The following is a 16,450-nucleotide window of genomic DNA, read 5'->3' on the forward strand; positions in this document are numbered from 1 at the left end:
CCTTGATCGAACAAGCGGAGCAAGGTGTTGATTACTTCACCATTCATGCTGGTGTTCTTTTACGATATGTCCCATTAACGGCAAAACGGTTAACAGGTATTGTATCCCGCGGTGGATCAATCATGGCACAATGGTGTTTACACCACCATAAAGAAAGCTTTTTATATACTCACTTTGAAGAAATCTGCGAAATAATGAAGTCTTATGATGTTGCATTCTCTTTAGGGGATGGTTTACGTCCTGGGTCTATTGCAGATGCCAATGATGAAGCGCAGTTTGCAGAATTAGAAACTCTTGGAGAGCTAACAAAAATTGCTTGGGAACATGATGTACAGGTAATGGTTGAAGGACCTGGACATGTACCTATGCACCTAATTAAAGAAAATATGGATAAACAACTAGAAGTGTGTCAGGAAGCACCATTCTACACACTTGGACCTCTTACGACTGATATAGCACCTGGTTATGATCACATTACATCTGCTATTGGGGCTGCAATGATTGGTTGGTATGGTACAGCTATGCTTTGTTATGTAACGCCTAAGGAACATTTAGGTTTACCGAATAGAGAGGATGTTCGTGTAGGGGTTATTACTTATAAAATTGCCGCCCATGCTGCTGATTTGGCAAAAGGACATCCAGGAGCCCAAAAAAGAGATGATGCCTTATCAAAAGCTCGTTTTGAATTCCGTTGGAGAGATCAGTTTAATTTATCTTTAGATCCTGAACGAGCGATAGAATATCATGACGAAACTTTACCTGCGGAAGGTGCAAAAACAGCACATTTCTGTTCAATGTGTGGACCAAAATTTTGTAGCATGAGAATCTCTCAAGATATTCGTAATTATGCGAAAGAAAACAAACTTGATACGAAGGAAGCTATTGAAACAGGTATGAAGGAAAAAGCTAAGGAGTTTAAGCAATCTGGGGGCAGCATATATCAGTAACTTTCTTGGGAGGTTATACGGATGAATGTTCAAAAGATTAACGAGGAAATTACGCAAATGAACAAGAGGGTATTAAAAAGATAGCCATGTAACCTTACCTTGATTAATATCGGGGTAAGGTTTATTAATATAACTGGTTCGTTGAGAAAGCGATAACAGTCTTCGCGAACTAGAAAACACCACTCTGAAGTGATGTATAAAAGCCATTTTAAGTATTTCCTTTGAACTACTTGTTATTCGTTTATTTTAGAAATGATGTTATTTAATTACCTTTTTTTGTACTTTTTGGATTAAATGCGACATAACAGAGAAAAAAGGGATAAAGATCCTTTCGTGTTACTCTCTTTTTTGAATGAATAAGCGGGCAGGAAGGAAAAAGAAGTTGTTTTGTATATTTTTCAAAATAAATCAGAGAATAAAAAGATGAAAGAAAATAATGGAGGAATTGACAATGAAGGAAAGTAATCGAAATCAGAACGGTCCTGAAAATAAAATGAAAAAATTTAAAAACATAAATCAGTCAGCTTTAAACTACGTGCAGCCAGCTATTGAAAATGCGACGGAGTCGTCTCGAGATGCAACTCAAAACTTAGTTAACAATACAATCAATAACCAAGAAACGTAATGGTTTAAGTCAATTGATAATAGTTTTGAAAGGGGATATTATGGAAGAGAATAAAAAGGTACCGCAGAAATTAAGTTATGAATCAGATGGAAAAATGGGTAAAAACAACAATAAGGTAAAGGCTAACAAAAAAGATCCGTCTGAATTTTTTAATACTACACAAAGCAGTGAATGAAAAATAAAAGAGGTATACCCTAAGCAGGTAGAATAAAAAATTTCGGCAGCCTTTACCTGCCAGGATCTTATGTCATAGAAATGTGAAAGAAGTGCTCAAAATTTTGAGTGCTTCTTTTTTTAAAGTTCTTTCAATACCGGGGCCGTTTTCCAAAAGGGAAATACGAAATAAGCCAAGAGGTAATTCAATAGTTCTTTGGGGAGTTAGGGGCAGTGATGCCCCTTGTTTACCCGACTTAACTATTAATGAATATGTTTTAAAAAATTTATAATTCAATTACAAATTAGGGTTCTTGTTTCTTTTTCCATGACGGATCACCATAATCGTGAAATTTTTGATTCAGCTTATAGAATGCCATAGGAAGTAATACGGATACTACAGTAGAAAAGATGATAAGGTTGGAGGGCAATCGGCCGATTACTCTTTCCCACATCTAGCTCGCCTCTTTCTATTGTTTTTCACTTTCAATTATTGCTCCAGGAGTTTGGACAATGATGTCTGCTTGAACTTTAATGGTGCTTGTGGAAAAGTGATTTTTCCCATCATCCCAGTCTTGTTTGATTCGTTTCCATGTGTCATAATCTTCCCGTTGAAGATAACCACCTAACCCAAGAGCGTCAACTCTTAAATCTTCTTGAAAAGTTTTAATTGTTTTAGATACTTTTCGTTCAATTTCTTTTTCAACGGCTGTTTCCACTTTAGATAGGATTTTAGGATTCATGTAATCAAGAGAACCAAAAGACTCTCCAATTTGTCCTTCTGCCTCAATTTTAATATGAAACTGAATGTTTTCCTTATTCTTTGACTCGACCTTCACACTGCTTTTTTCCCTTTTTATTTCATAAACAACTAGCTTATTCTCTACTTTTGTTTTCAAAATTCCCCCTTTATAGTCACCTGTTATCAAATTTAAACCTTCAGTGATATCACCGTTAATAAAGCCGATCATTTGATTATTATGACCATGAAAGACGGCTGCCCCTGCTATGTTAATCTTTTGATTATCCCTTTTTATTTTGGGAACGACAAAGCTTGTTTTATCTATTAAACGTTCATGAATACTACCGATTCGTTTTTCAGGAAGAATCCTTGCGTTTTTAAATGAATTTTCAACAATTGAATCAATATGCATGACCGGAAGATTTTCAGGTGTTGGTTGAATACCCAATATAGGACCTGCTTCCCCTTCTGCAATCATAACTTTTATTCCTCTTCGTGTTTCACTATCTCGCAGGAAAAAATCAAGGACATTACCTAATGCTTTTGGTATTTTAGCAACATTTTCTGATATGATAATGGTTTGCAAATGTTCATTGAATGGTGTTCGACTCGTTTCTTCTCCTAAATGGCGCGATTGCCCCGATATAGTCTCATCCTCGATTACCAAATTATTATACGCCTTCTGTGAAGTGCCGCCTTGGCCGCCTTGGCCTGAGGCTCCCTGGGATAATCCAGAGGGAACGACGAATTGATAGGTTCCTTTATAACGATATTCTCCTTCTGATTCTTCAAGCTTCTCACCTGTTTCATCAGCTAAATCAATGGCTATTCCAATAATAAAGCCACGATCTTCAATTTCCACGTGATCCCAACACCCGGTAAGGAAAGCAGAAAATACTCCTAATAGGGTTATGCATAACTTAAATCTACTCATTTCCCTTGATTCCCCTGACTTTCGCTAGTATTAGTAAAACTGTTGGAATCAAAACTCCCAGTCCGAAGATAGAGTAACTTAAGTACTTGCCTAGTATAGTCACCTCTATTAGATTTATGGGAAACATGGCGATTAGGTAAATACAAGGTGTTAGAAGAAAAATAAATGTTCTTTTTTTTACTTTTTGAAAGAGGGAACTGAAGGCCATTAAACTTACATCGAGGCATAAGGATGCCGTATTAAAAATAGTCATAATCCAAATCATAAAAAATAACGATTCAATACGCCCAAAAAAGCCTCCTGGTACCTCTGCTTCTTTAGCAAGTTCAATCGTGGGATAAATGAGCGTGGCAGTTGTTTCTGCAGTGAAAACACCAATAGCCATCATATATATAAGTAGGTATAGAACTAACGGAATACCTGCACCTATCATGGCATATTTTGTCACTCCTTTCGGTCTATTTACAAATGCAACATAAAAGAGAAGAATGTCAGAACCAAAAAGAGAAAAAAAACTTTCTTTGCTGCCTTTCCAATAGCCCTCCCAGTTTGTGGTGAACAAGGGAAATAGATTCTTAGGTTCAAAATTGGGGATATTCATTACCAATACCAATAAAGCAATGAAAAGAATAATGGGAAAGAACAACAAATTTAACCGTATGACACCAACCCGAGAACCTGAAACCGCATAAACTATGACAAGTAGAAACAGTAACGCAATGATTTCTACTGGTGTCCGGGCCAATAAGTATTGTTTAGCAGTGATTGCAACAAATCTCGTCTGATAGGCAGCACTTACCATATAATAAATAGCAAAGCATATGGTGATCAGTGCAGCTACAGGTTTTGAACAAATCGCAGAGGCATACGTAAAAAATGTCTGGTTCGGAAAACGTATGGCGAGTTTTGCGCTAACCCATGTAATGAAAATGATTAAAATACCCATTATCACTAAAGAAATCCAGCCATCAAAGAAATTCGTTGTCACTGCCAATGTGCGTGGAATGGAAAGTACCCCTACCGCAATCGTATACGAAGCCACCATGAAGAGAATTTCTAGTTCTCCAATTTCCTCATCTCCATATTCAAAGGGCTTCACGATGAGTGTCCTCCTTTCTTGATCCCCATTCGTTTTTCATCTTCTGTTTGCAGATAGTTAGGGCGTCTTGTCAGCATAGTGATCGGGAAACGAAGAACAAGGTCTTTCCAGTCGCGGCCAAAGCTTGGGGCAAAGGGAGTTGTATAGGGGACACCCAAACTTTTTAAATTCACCAAATGGATATTAACTACAATGTAAGCCAGAATAATACCATACAATCCAAAAAGAGCCGCCGCCCCCATAAAACCAAAACGGAGAATTCGAAAAGCAAGTGCCGTACTATAACCGGGCATAGAAAAAGAAGAAACAGCTGTAACCGCGACTACTATGACCATAACCGGGCTCACAATCCCTGCAGCGACGGCAGCTTGACCAATAACCAGCCCCCCAACAATTCCAATCGTTTGTCCAATCGGTTTTGGCAAGCGGATCCCGGCTTCACGTAGTAATTCCATGGTCGTTTCCATTAATAATGCTTCAATAAAAACCGGAAAAGGAACCCCCTCCCTGGTCGCAGCAATGGAAAATGCTAATTTAGACGGGATCATACCAGGATGATACGAAACGAGTGCAATGTATAAAGAGGGTAAAAAAACAGCAATAAAGGCACCGAGATATCGCAATATACGAACTAAGGACCCCACAATCCATCGTTCATAATAGTCTTCCTGGGACTGGAGCGTATTTCCGAAAGTCATGGGTGCGATTAAAACGAAAGGTGTTCCATCTAACAAAATCGCCACTTTCCCTTGTAAAACAGCCCCCACTACTTTATCCGGTCTTTCTGTATGGTCTATTTGTGGAAACGGTGATAGAAAGTTATCTTCAATCCATTGCTCGATGTAGCCTGTTTCCAGGGCGTCATCCATATCAATTGATGCCAATCTTTGATTGACTTCTTTCACAATATCCGGATTCACGATTCCGTCGACATAGACGAGAACAAGGTCTTTTTTTGAACGTCTTCCTATCTTGTACGATTTGAAACGCAAATTCGGATCCCGAATAGATCTTCTAATCAGCATCGTATTGGTTCTCAGATTCTCAATGAACCCGTTTCTCGGCCCGCGGATCACTGCCTCTGTAATTGGTTCTTCAATACTTCGGTTTTCCCAGCCTTTACTACCAATTGTTAATGCTTGGTCCGTACCATCTACGTAGAGTACGGTGTCTCCGGAAAGTATAGAATATAAGATTTCATCTGATGATTTCGTTCTTTTTCCTTCACTAACGGAGAGGACTTTGTTATATAATTGATTGACAAGATGAACGGCCTTGTCCGATAATTCTTTTTCACTTACTACAGATTCAATTTGAATGTTTTTTATGATATGATCGTTGATTACCATTTTGTCGGCTAAACCATCCAGATACACGATGGCACATCGATGATGGGTATTCCCTATAGTAAATTCCCTCGTAATGAGATCACTCGGTTTATTTAACATCGCTTTTATGTTATAAAGATTTTCATCAAGATTGGAAAACAATTGAAGAGACAAATCTTCTTGTTCTTCCTGTATTGACTGAAACGACTGTTTTCCGGTCTTGTTTAATTTAAAAAAGGGTTTTGAATCCAAATTATTATCCTTCCTTCGTCTTCAATGGATGTTTCTGCTATAATTTTTCTTTCATTCATTTTATGAATAAACCCTTTCCCTAAAAAATTAATGATAGGGTTCAATACTCAAAAAGATTATTCTTTAATAGAATCTTTATGTTTTATGAAATGTAGACCCTTTCCTTTAACAAAACAAAAAGGGTTTTCTTTAAATATTCATAAACTTTGGTGAACTCTCTTATTTTAAGTTAGCAAGGAAGAGTACCTTTCTATAAATAGTTAACGTTTAACTTTTACGGTCTTATTTATATACCATCAGTTATAAAAACATCTTTGCCAAAAAACATAATCTTATACCCTTGTAAAGCAGTAACTGAAGAGTCAAGAATGAAAGAAAGAATATACTAACAATTACGTTAATTTCTAGTTAATTAAGGGATGGGAACGTACCTACATTTTAGGAGTGATGAAAATGAGACTTAAAGATTAAAGTGGCGTTAGTGACAGGAGCTGGATCCTGCATAGTCTTTAATAAGTTAACTAAATAATAATTTATATCCCCATATAGTTAAAGGTGGGGATTATTTGACGCTTACGAAAGAAGTGCTCAAAATTTTGAGTGCTTCTTTTATTTTCTTTTTCAACTTAAGAGCAGTTTAGTTGAATTAGAGAAATAATTCCATAAAATATGTGTGGCTTTTATAACTAATATAAACTTGAAATTTTTGGTTACATTAATATTCTGGAGGTGAATAATAATGGTAGATAACAAAAAGCAAAGTAGGTCAACAGATGCTGAAGTACGTGCAAATCAAGCTGAAGCGTCTCGGCACCAAGCTGGATCTTCAGGTAAATACGGAACGGAATTTGCTAGTGTAGATAACAAAGTAACCAGAAAAATTGAACCAGTAATTGAACAACAATAGAAAAAAGGCACCCTCTATGGGTGCTTGGTGTGTATTTATTTGCTTTCTGATTTGGGAATTTTTTTACAGTGGAAAATGCAGAAAAATTTAATGATCTATTTCTAAATATAGAAACGGGTGAAATTATTTTAGTAACTTCGGAAGAGTTAAGAGCTGCTGAAGAGGAAGAACCGTTCGATCATGTACCTGATTGGCAACAGGAAGATAGAAAGGTTGCTATTGATGTAATTGAAAACTTTGAGAATTACAAAGAGCTACAAACAAAAGATGAAGTTAATGAGTATGAGATTATGGAAGATTATTGCCTAACTATTAGTGATCAAGTCAAGCGAGATGCGTTATTAAGGGCAAAAAAGGGAAAGGGTGCCTTTAGAAGATTTAAGGATAAAATCATCGATTTTGATATTGAAGAGCAATGGTATTCATTTCGTGATGAACGATATAAAGAGATTGCCATAGAATGGTGTCAAGAAAATAACGTAAAATATATAGAATAAAAATCTGTTTAAGAACTTCCGTGGGAGCACCTTTTTCTAGAATTGAGTTTCCACTAAACAAAGGAAAAAAGAAACTATATTTCATAAAAGTATATCCTTCTAAGAACGGGGGAACGGGGATATTTGTAAGTTATCATTTTCTGTTAAATAAGTATTCGAGAGTATAAAATATGCTTATTTCTAAAGCTATATATATATACTCTCGAACTAAAAGTGAAAAATAAAAGCTATTCGTCTTTTAATAAAATTTTCACTCTTTGAAAACTATCCTAAAAGGTTATCACTTTAAAAACAGTTTTATAAAATTAATGTGCATTCATTTCTTCTACGATTTCTTTTCCACTTAAATTAGAAAAATAATAAGTTGGCCAATTGTCTAATTCATTTAAAAGAGTGACATGATCTTCATCTCCAAAATAAATATGGTAATGTTCCGCTTTTGTTGGATAAATACTATGATCACTAAATTGAACATGTTTTGGGACACCATCTGCTTCTCCAACTAAATCAAATATATAACGAACGCCTCTATTTCCAGATTCATAAGTCAAAATTTCGTATCCATGATACTTATATTCTCCTGTTTTTCCTTCTCCATTTTTATAAAATGTCATCGTATTATCTTTTATCACGATTCGTTCAATGTCTGTTTCATACCCAACTTTATAATATTCTTTGTACTCTTCTAAGGTTTTATCTTTCTTTGTTTCTACTTTTTTCTGTAAGACCTCATCTAAAGTTCCATTTAATAAGTATGGATAGACTGATTGCCAATCTCCTTCCCAATCTGATAATTCTCTATCTTCAACTTCGTCATCTTCAAAGATCCCTGAATATATTTCTTTTTGTTTTTCATCATCGCCACTATGGTTATGATCATGGCTATGATTGGTACTGTCTGTAGATTCAGTATTGGAAGCAGAAGAAGCAGGTTCAGAATTAGAGGAAGCATTTTCGACGGGTGTATCTACTTTTTCTTGACAGCCTGTAAGGATTAAACCTAATAAGAAAAACACAAGTATTGATTTGATAAGTTCCTTTTGCATAAATAAAATCTCTCCTTTTCCTTTTTAATATCCAGTGAAAATCGTAACCATTACTATTTACACTTTTATGAATATACTATGTTTTAAATTTTCCGTCAATATAAAACGTAATGATTATGATTTGTTCTATTTTGTAATTTAATAAAAAATGGAAAGTAAATAATTAAACAAATTGCCTATCGTCAATGTTAGCGAGTAAGGGAGCACTTTATTTTCGTTGTCGTTTCCTGGAGTTTGTCATCGAAGAGTAAAAAGGGAGAATTAAATGTAACTGAAGTAAATTCATATTATGTTTAGAAATACCTATTTAAAGGGAATGGAATGGAAGTCTTATGAGGGAATCAAAGAGATTGACGGAACTGTCCAAATTACCAGATTCAAAAACAGAAAAATTATATGATTGTTTTACTCTTATTTCCTCACAAATCTAATAACACGATTTATTAATTTCCAATAAAAAGCACCTGACAAATGTAACCGCTTCCATTAATATAGAAAGTAAGAAATAGGAGAGGGGATACAAACAATGGAACTTTTATTAGAACAATGTGAACATAACCAGTCGGAAGAACCTTGTGAAGAGTGTACCCCAAAAAAAGAAAGAGAAGAGAATTACGATATCTCTGAATATGATTATCATAAAAGATTGTGGTTTTAATATAAAGAGAGCTTCCTTTAGAAGTTGTTTTAGAAAGGGTAGTTGTTGACGGAAAAAATGACATAGATATAAGAAATGTGTTGATTTTCTTCTTCAGCTAACGGGTACAAGAGTTTAACACCCTGTTACTATTTTGGTGGTTATTAGAAAAGAGTTAAACGAAGCAACACTCTTTAAAGGTGTTGCTTTTTTACATATTTGAGCCACTGATTAAAAATATTTTCTATACAATTCTTGTCTAAGACTACCACTTAATTGGGCATAAATTTTTGTAGTTTCACTCTTCTGGAACGTATACGTAGAGCTAAGCTGGATGGCTTTAGATTTTCACTTGACTTTGCCAAGTATTCTTTTAATTTGATAGTAGTAATGGTTTCGAGTTTTACATCCTCAAAATACCGTATCACCAACAACGATTGAAGTTTATAGGACTTTAAAGTCTGTTGGAAGAACCCTTCAATTCGTTTATCAGATTCATAAATTTCCCAGGCTTTTGATAATAGCAAAATACATCTCTCCCTAAAAATTCTATTTTTAGAGGAATTATTGACCTGATTATAAAATTTGATACAGTACGGCAATCTTCAACTATCGAGGCAGTTTTGTTGAACAGTATTAAATTACCATTAAATCTATATAATGTTATAAATGAATTATACACTCGTAAAAGAAGGAGGACTATAAATGGGAGAGCATACGTTTCATTTTGAAGGAACTTGGGATGGTGGATACAAAGGAAAAGGACAAATTACTGTAGGGAATTTATCTACGGTAATTTCTAGAGCAAAATCTATGGACGGTCTTGGGGAAGGGACGAATCCTGATGAAATGCTTATTGGAGCAGCAGGTTCCTGTTTTTTAATGTCTCTTACTTATATCTTAGATAAAGGACGGATTCCAGTTGAGAGGCTTACGGTTTCTTCAACAGGAACATTTTATGATGATAAAGATGGAGTTCACTTTGAAAGGCTTGTTCACCATCCTCATATCGTACTTTCAAAGGAAACGGGTGTTAATGCGGATAAGGTTCATAAATTTATCAAGTTAGCAGAAGACCGCTGTATGGTGTCAAACGCATTTCGCGGAAATGTAGATGTCATTGTTAAACCTACAATTGAAATAATATAATGTGAAATATTTAATAATTTAAAATAAAACTGAGGAAGAGATTGTGAATAAATGTACTTACACTAACGGGTGCAAGAGTTGAAGATCCAGCCTCCAAAAATTCTTGGCGGCTTTTTCTTATGCAGCTAACGGGGCAGAATTGTTTAAGAAAAAGGACTGTTCGGCAGTCCTTTTTTCATTACAATTTTAAGTTAAAGGTCAGATTAGTTGGAATTAAATTATTTTCCAATGGAAACCATAAGCGAAAATGAGGGAAAAGGAGATTATTTATGACCACGGATAAAGAATTAAATCCAATGAATGTGATGAAACCACTAAATATAAATCCAAAAATATCAGATGAGACCCAACCTTTTACGTCTTTTGAAATTGGTAAACTTTGGGCTACCTATATGGGAAACAGCATGTCCATTCAAATTTTAAGTTATTTTCTTCAACATTGCGAAGAAGAAAATGTTAGGATGCTATTAGAAAATGGTTTATCCTTATCTAAGGATTTCAAGCAGAGGATAGAAGGATTTTTTAAAAGGGAAAATTTTCCTAATCCAATTGGATTTACTAAAGATGATGTCAATCTTGGTGCTCCTCGTTTATACGCAGATGAATTTTATGTTCACTATTTAAAATATGCTGCAAAGGCAGGTTTGAGCCTTTACGCAGTAGCAGTTCCATTGTTAATGAGGGAGGATGTAAGAGAGTTCTTTATTTATTGTAATCAATGTACTACTGTCCTGTTAGGCCAAATTAATAATGTTTTAATGGAAAATAAATTTATTGCAAAACCTCCTATCATTCCGACACCAGATGGAATTGATAAAATTGAAAAACAAAGTTACTTAAATGGGTTTTTTGGAGATGTACGACCGTTACAGGCATTAGAAATCATACATCTTTGGGATAACGTAGAGAATAACACAACAAGTATGGCATTATTAATGGGCTTTCATCAAATAGTTCAAGATGAAAAGGTAAGAGCTTTGTTTAAAAGAGGTATAGACATGACTGATAAAGCTGTAAAACAGTATAAGGAAAAACTTCACCTTGAACGTATACAATCACCTGAGTACCTAGACCATTTGGTTACAACATCTACCTATCCTCCATTTTCCGATAAAATAATGCTGTTTCATAAAGTGGATATGTTTGCAATGAAGATAAGGGCATTTGGAAACTCACTGGCAGTAACTGCAAGAAGAGATATCGATATGTAGTATATAAGAACTCTTATCAACATTGGCGGATTTGTCGATGATGGTATGAATATCTTGATTCATAAAGGTTGGTTGGAATCACCGCCAAAAGCGCATGATAGGGCTTAAGAAACAATTAGAAAGCTTGAACAACATCAAATGACAGCTGGTCGAAAGAGATTTTAGAAAAGGAATAGAGCAATTTGGGAACAGTAAAGAAGCGTTGTTATGGAGTATTGCACTCCCCGGATTCGGTCAATTTCTAAATGGTAGACCTATAAAGGATATTGCCAGTATAGCTTCCAATACTATTTGTGATACCTGGATTAGTTGTCGGGTTAATAATAAATAAATTGATTAAATAAAAGGTGGGTGATCTCCCTCTTATTTGCAAGTGTAAAATATGATTGAATTTAAAAATGGTAAAGAATATTGGAACGGAAGTAAGTGTGATTGTAATTTTGTATTTCGTAAATTAGCAGATATGTACCCTCAAGATTATGAGCGATATATAAATGAATCAATAGAATTCAAAAAAAAACATACAGTTCTACACTGCTCGACTTGTCATTATGAGTAGGTACATAATGAAACCGATATATCTACCGCTCAATGTCCTTCCTGCAAATCATTGGAGTTTAAAAAATTATAAGCCCATTATTAAAGCTTTGAATATATTTACATAAGTAAAGGTGCAAGAGTCGTAAATCAAGCTGTCATTCTGGCAGCTTTACTTTTTTTACTAACTGAGCAGTTTAATTGAACAAGAAGTAGAAAAATGTGGTTGACCAATTTAATAATACATAATAAAATTAAGAAAATTACAAAATCTTGAAACACAGTGACTGGGATTATTAAGGAACGTTTATTGTTTAGAGAGCTGTCGGCTGGTGAAAGACAGTCAATAAAGTCCCCAACTCGCCCACGAGTGGTAAGGCTGATATGTAAGTCTTAACGGTTGACATCCGTAATCAGTTATAAAGTGGATTTGTTGTAATAACAAATCAACAAGAGTGGTACCACGAAGGTTAAGCCTATCGTCTCTTATGAGATGGTAGGCTTTTTATTTTAAATAATTAGTGAGGCGAGGAGGAATAGATTATGGGAACAGTTTATTCATCAATACTTCCAAAACATGAGGAATTTATAAAAAAACAACGGATTTTTTTCGTTGGTTCAGCACCACTATCAACAGACGGACATGTTAACATTTCCCCTAAAGGTCATGATGTGCTAAGGATATTTTCACCAAATGAGGTCGCTTATTTAGATTTAACTGGTAGTGGAAATGAAACAAGTGCCCATTTAATAGATAACGGTAGAATAACATTTATGTTCTTAGCTTTTGAAGGTCCCCCGATGATTTTACGTCTATACGGAAGAGGTAAGGTAGTATTACCAGACTCACCAGAATGGGATGCCATGGCTAAGCACTTTGACATCCTACCTGGTTCTCGTCAAATAATTCATGCAAAGATTGAAATGGTAAAAACGTCATGTGGTTTTAGTGTTCCATTTTATTCATACAATGGTGAACGAGATACTCTTCAACAGTGGGCTACCAATAAAAGCGAACAAGACTTAAAAGAATATCGTAAAAAGAAAAATTCTATTAGTATGGATGGCATAGTTACACCAATTGGGTAGAAGTTTATCTAGCCTTAATAACGTTTAAATAGTAATATTCCTTGTTTAGCAAACTGGGGCGATACTTCAAGAAGGAGGTCGCCTTTTTTCTCTTTGCACAAGAAAGATTGTGAAATGTTGTACTTAAACTATCGAAGCAGGTTAGTGCAATAATCAGCCATATCATCAGGGGTCAAATTCCATAAGTTTAAAAGAATAAAGAGTATCAACCGATACTCTCAGGCTGTAGAGAAAGCAATAATCTATTATATTCATACGTAGATTTGAATTATTATAAATTCCACTCCAAAATCGCCATTTGATCTTTATTCATCAATTGGGCCATTTTGTGGAAGATCACTTAATAAGGATTTATGTAAATGTTTCATCATAATACAGTTGTTTAATTCACATAAAAAAATAATAAAAGAACCATTGGTAATAATGATTCTTTTATTATTTCATATGAAACTTTAATCAAGATTCAACAATTTTAAATAAATTTCTGTCATTATTTGTCCCACTATTTGCAAGCCAAGAGATTCCACTTTGATTTAATAATTTAAAAAAGTCTGGAGATCAGTAAGAAGAAATTTCTGTTCCTGCAGGAGCATTTACATAATTGTTACCAATAATCCATGCAGTAGCATTTTCACCTGTATCTAAATATACCCATTCCTTTGAACTCTTCGTAAAATATACATAATTATTCACTTTGAGATCGTAAAATATCTTAAGGCAATTAGAATCAACTTAAAGTTGATTAATAGTGCTTCTAGCTAATAGTAGAATAGGTCACCTCATAACCTACAGGTTATAAGGTGACCTATTCGTGTTTTACATCATATATGCAAATTGATATTACGTCTGCCTATTCAGATGTATCAATCACTTGTGAAATTGTTAATTATTTCGGCCGGTAATCTGCCCCCTGCTGCTCCGTGCGGAATAATCTCATTAATACGATTAAGGTCAGCCTGCGCGAGTTTGACATTTGCGGCACCAATGTTCTGCTTCACTCGTGTCATACTACGTGAACCTGGGATTGGGACAATATCTTCTCCCTGGGCAAGAAGCCAAGCAAGAGCCAACTGGGCGACGGTGATATCCTTATCTGCTGCCATTTCCTTCAGTTGCTCTGTTGCACGTAGGTTGTAAATGAAGTTCTCTCCCTTCCAACGTTCGTCGATACGACGGTAGTCGTCCTCAGCATATTCCTCAGCAGGCTTTACAACGTCCGTCAGGAACCCACGGCCAAGAGGAGCGTATGGGACTAGACCAATACCAAGTTCTCTCAACATTGGTAATGTTTTCTCCTCAACCTCACGTTCGAATATTGAGTACTCACTCTGGAGTACAGAGACTGGAGTCACAGCGTGAGCGCGTCGAATCGTTTCAGGACCTACATTACTCAATCCAAAGTACTTTACCTTACCCTCCTTGATGAGTTCTCCAACGGTCCCGGCGACTTCCTCTATTGGAATGTTAGGATCAAGGATATGTTGGTAGAAAACGTCGATGTAGTCGGTCTGTAGATAACGCAGACTATTTTCTGCTACCTTACGAATGTTATCCGGATGACTGTTGAAACGTGAGCCGAGTGGCTCAACAGTCATATCAAACCCAAATTTAGTAGCCAGCACTACGTTTTCGCGGAAACCCTTAACCGCGCTTCCAATTAATTTCTCATTGTGACCGTGACCGTACCCGTACAGCTCAGCCGTATCAAAAAAGTTCACCCCTAGCTCATAGGCATGCTGAATGGTCTTAATTCCCTCTTCCTCATCTGATGGGGGGCCGTACGCATAAGACATCCCCATAGTTCCCAAACCAAGCGTTGATACGTTCAGACCTTGCTTTCCTAAATCACGATGTTTCATGAAAATTCCTCCTTGTATAATCTAATTTTCTAATTTGCATCTTGTTATCTCTGCTTCAACTAGTAATTTCGTGATAAGCATAGCATATAAAAATAAACAAAGTAAACAAAAAAGATAAAAAAAGTTCATTTAGTATTTTTTGTATATTTTTATTTTGTTTTTATGTATAATAATAAAAGTTAAGGAGGCAAAAGCTATGAATACTAACCAAGACAACGCTAAAAGTCCTCAAGATGAGATGAGGAGTAAATTACTTATTAAACTAATTCCTACCGTACGAAAAAAAGGATTTCAATCATTGCGAATGGATGACATTGCAAAATATATGGATATAAGCAAAGCTACAATGTACAAATATTTCTCATCAAAAGAAGAAATTATTGAAGGTGTCGTAAATGTTTTTATCCAATACATCAATGAATTAACTGTTGAATCTCTTAATACCGTTCAATCCTTTGAAACAAAGTTTCAACAACTATTTGAACAATCTATTTTACTTGCGGCGTACATTTCTGATACTTTCTTAAATCAACTGAAAGTCATGTACCCAGATCTATACAACTCTTTAAAAGAAGCAATGAAAAGACGTGAAGATCAAATTTCATCATTTTATCAAGAAGGAAAAGAGAAAGGTATATTTAATGATGTCAATGAACGACTTATTTTTTTACAAGAAGATGTATTAGTTCGAGCAATGCTAGATATGAAATTTTTAATGCTGCATCATATGACACTTAACCAAGTGCTCTTAGATTTCTATAAGTTGATTAAGCTCCAACTATTTACAGCTGAAAAACTGGTAGTCACAAACGATTCAGATGTAATACAGAAAATTGATTATATGGCTCAAAAAATTACCCGTGATCTGTTATAAGACAATCTATTCTAAGAAAAAAAGGCCATTACTCCAAGTAAACTGTACCCGATAGAGTAGACACTTAAAAAAGGTCTGCCCTATCGGGTACTTTTATGTATAATGAATAAAAAATGTAAGAATCGGAGAATAATCCTATGTCAAAAAAACTCTTCACGGATAAAGAAATAAAGATCCTTTCTAATAATCCTTATGTCAAATCTGTAAGAACAAAAGGAATTACCTACACTGATGAATTTAAAAGGATTTTTATATCTGAAAGTGTGAATGGAAAATTACCACGGCAGATTTTTGAGGAGAATGGTTTTGATGTTGATATCATTGGTATCGTTAGGGTACAAAGAGCAGCTTATAGATGGCGTGTAGCTTATAATGAATCGGGAGTATTGGGACTTCGAGATACACGTAAAGTTCATTCTGGGAGACCGACTAAAAGAGAGCTTAGTTTAGAAGAAACGAATGCAAAATTAGAAGCTCAAATTCAATTGTTGCGGGCTGAAAATGAATTGCTAAAAAAGTTAGATATGATGGAAAGGGGGCTAGAGAGAAACGAGTAAAAGTAAC

At 35.2% G+C, this 16,450-nt stretch carries 17 protein-coding genes, 1 pseudogene and 1 other annotated feature; of the genes and pseudogenes, 11 read left to right on the forward strand and 7 right to left on the reverse strand.

What is annotated here, in order from left to right; translation table 11 throughout:
* From thiC to J7E66_RS32480, 3 genes are all read left to right on the forward strand, one after another.
* Positions 1-947 (forward strand): phosphomethylpyrimidine synthase (gene thiC, locus J7E66_RS28315; RefSeq protein ID WP_215004595.1); only part of this gene is annotated, 947 nt, incomplete at its 5' end.
* Between the two features lie 451 nt (positions 948-1,398).
* A complete protein-coding gene (locus J7E66_RS28320; protein WP_215006467.1) occupies positions 1,399-1,572 on the forward strand; it encodes a hypothetical protein in 174 nt (57 codons plus the stop codon).
* 40 nt (positions 1,573-1,612) lie between these two features.
* The gene (locus tag J7E66_RS32480) at positions 1,613-1,747 is read left to right on the forward strand and encodes a hypothetical protein (protein WP_282599519.1); all 135 of its coding nucleotides are present in this window, start codon (positions 1,613-1,615) and stop codon (positions 1,745-1,747) included.
* A 283-nt stretch (positions 1,748-2,030) separates the two neighbouring features.
* Here the strand turns inward: J7E66_RS32480 and J7E66_RS28325 are convergent, their stop codons facing one another.
* Genes J7E66_RS28325 through J7E66_RS28340 form a run of 4 tightly spaced genes read right to left on the reverse strand, consistent with a single transcriptional unit; the run spans position 2,031 to position 6,080 of the window.
* The gene (locus J7E66_RS28325) at positions 2,031-2,180 is read right to left on the reverse strand and encodes a hypothetical protein (protein WP_214713910.1); all 150 of its coding nucleotides are present in this window, start codon (positions 2,178-2,180) and stop codon (positions 2,031-2,033) included.
* Positions 2,181-2,195: 15 nt separating this feature from the next.
* Entirely contained in the window at positions 2,196-3,401 is a 1,206-nt protein-coding gene (locus J7E66_RS28330) for a Ger(x)C family spore germination protein (RefSeq protein WP_215006470.1), read from the reverse strand.
* Positions 3,394-4,500 (reverse strand): GerAB/ArcD/ProY family transporter, encoded by a 1,107-nt coding sequence (locus J7E66_RS28335; protein ID WP_215006473.1) that lies wholly within the window; start codon positions 4,498-4,500, stop codon positions 3,394-3,396. The genes J7E66_RS28330 and J7E66_RS28335 overlap by 8 nt, the downstream gene beginning before the upstream one ends.
* A complete protein-coding gene (locus J7E66_RS28340) occupies positions 4,497-6,080 on the reverse strand; it encodes a spore germination protein (protein WP_374103895.1) in 1,584 nt (527 codons plus the stop codon). Before J7E66_RS28340 ends, J7E66_RS28335 begins: the two co-directional genes overlap by 4 nt.
* Before the next feature lie 739 nt (positions 6,081-6,819).
* Between J7E66_RS28340 and J7E66_RS28345 the strand changes: the two genes are divergently transcribed.
* Both J7E66_RS28345 and J7E66_RS32145 read left to right on the forward strand, forming a co-directional pair.
* The gene (locus tag J7E66_RS28345) at positions 6,820-6,987 is read left to right on the forward strand and encodes a hypothetical protein (RefSeq protein ID WP_168243957.1); all 168 of its coding nucleotides are present in this window, start codon (positions 6,820-6,822) and stop codon (positions 6,985-6,987) included.
* 68 nt (positions 6,988-7,055) lie between these two features.
* A complete protein-coding gene (locus J7E66_RS32145) occupies positions 7,056-7,484 on the forward strand; it encodes a UPF0158 family protein (protein WP_215006475.1) in 429 nt (142 codons plus the stop codon).
* 305 nt (positions 7,485-7,789) lie between these two features.
* Here J7E66_RS32145 and J7E66_RS28355 read toward each other — a convergent pair whose 3' ends face one another.
* The gene (locus J7E66_RS28355; RefSeq protein ID WP_215006477.1) at positions 7,790-8,530 is read right to left on the reverse strand and encodes a metal-binding protein ZinT; all 741 of its coding nucleotides are present in this window, start codon (positions 8,528-8,530) and stop codon (positions 7,790-7,792) included.
* Positions 8,531-9,056: 526 nt separating this feature from the next.
* Between J7E66_RS28355 and J7E66_RS32485 the strand changes: the two genes are divergently transcribed.
* On the forward strand, positions 9,057-9,188 hold the full coding sequence (locus J7E66_RS32485) for a hypothetical protein (RefSeq protein ID WP_256942356.1): 132 nt from the start codon (positions 9,057-9,059) through the stop codon (positions 9,186-9,188).
* A 251-nt stretch (positions 9,189-9,439) separates the two neighbouring features.
* Here the strand turns inward: J7E66_RS32485 and J7E66_RS28360 are convergent, their stop codons facing one another.
* Positions 9,440-9,694: a site-specific integrase gene (locus tag J7E66_RS28360; protein ID WP_215006479.1), complete on the reverse strand. Its 255-nt coding sequence runs from the start codon at positions 9,692-9,694 to the stop codon at positions 9,440-9,442.
* Between the two features lie 178 nt (positions 9,695-9,872).
* Between J7E66_RS28360 and J7E66_RS28365 the strand changes: the two genes are divergently transcribed.
* The 3 genes from J7E66_RS28365 (at position 9,873) to J7E66_RS28375 (ending at position 13,153) form a co-directional block, all read left to right on the forward strand.
* The gene (locus J7E66_RS28365; RefSeq protein ID WP_215006481.1) at positions 9,873-10,316 is read left to right on the forward strand and encodes an OsmC family protein; all 444 of its coding nucleotides are present in this window, start codon (positions 9,873-9,875) and stop codon (positions 10,314-10,316) included.
* 269 nt (positions 10,317-10,585) lie between these two features.
* Positions 10,586-11,527, forward strand: a complete 942-nt coding sequence (locus tag J7E66_RS28370; protein ID WP_308162620.1) for a DUF3231 family protein — start codon at positions 10,586-10,588, stop codon at positions 11,525-11,527.
* A gap of 811 nt (positions 11,528-12,338) precedes the next feature.
* Positions 12,339-12,554 (forward strand) — a binding site (T-box leader).
* Between the two features lie 53 nt (positions 12,555-12,607).
* The gene (locus J7E66_RS28375) at positions 12,608-13,153 is read left to right on the forward strand and encodes a pyridoxamine 5'-phosphate oxidase family protein (RefSeq protein ID WP_215006483.1); all 546 of its coding nucleotides are present in this window, start codon (positions 12,608-12,610) and stop codon (positions 13,151-13,153) included.
* 863 nt (positions 13,154-14,016) lie between these two features.
* On the opposite strand, the gene J7E66_RS28380 is transcribed toward J7E66_RS28375, so the two are convergent.
* Positions 14,017-15,012, reverse strand: a complete 996-nt coding sequence (locus tag J7E66_RS28380) for an aldo/keto reductase (protein WP_215006485.1) — start codon at positions 15,010-15,012, stop codon at positions 14,017-14,019.
* Between the two features lie 196 nt (positions 15,013-15,208).
* Here J7E66_RS28380 and J7E66_RS32490 point away from each other — a divergent pair, with 196 nt between their 5' ends.
* Together J7E66_RS32490 and J7E66_RS28390 are read left to right on the forward strand one after the other, a co-directional pair.
* Positions 15,209-15,886: a TetR/AcrR family transcriptional regulator gene (locus J7E66_RS32490; RefSeq protein WP_285289266.1), complete on the forward strand. Its 678-nt coding sequence runs from the start codon at positions 15,209-15,211 to the stop codon at positions 15,884-15,886.
* A 137-nt stretch (positions 15,887-16,023) separates the two neighbouring features.
* Positions 16,024-16,425: pseudogene (locus tag J7E66_RS28390) on the forward strand (HTH domain-containing protein); the annotation flags it as partial.
* Positions 16,426-16,450: the final 25 nt, after the last annotated feature.

It is taken from the genome of Bacillus sp. ISL-7 (assembly GCF_018613065.1).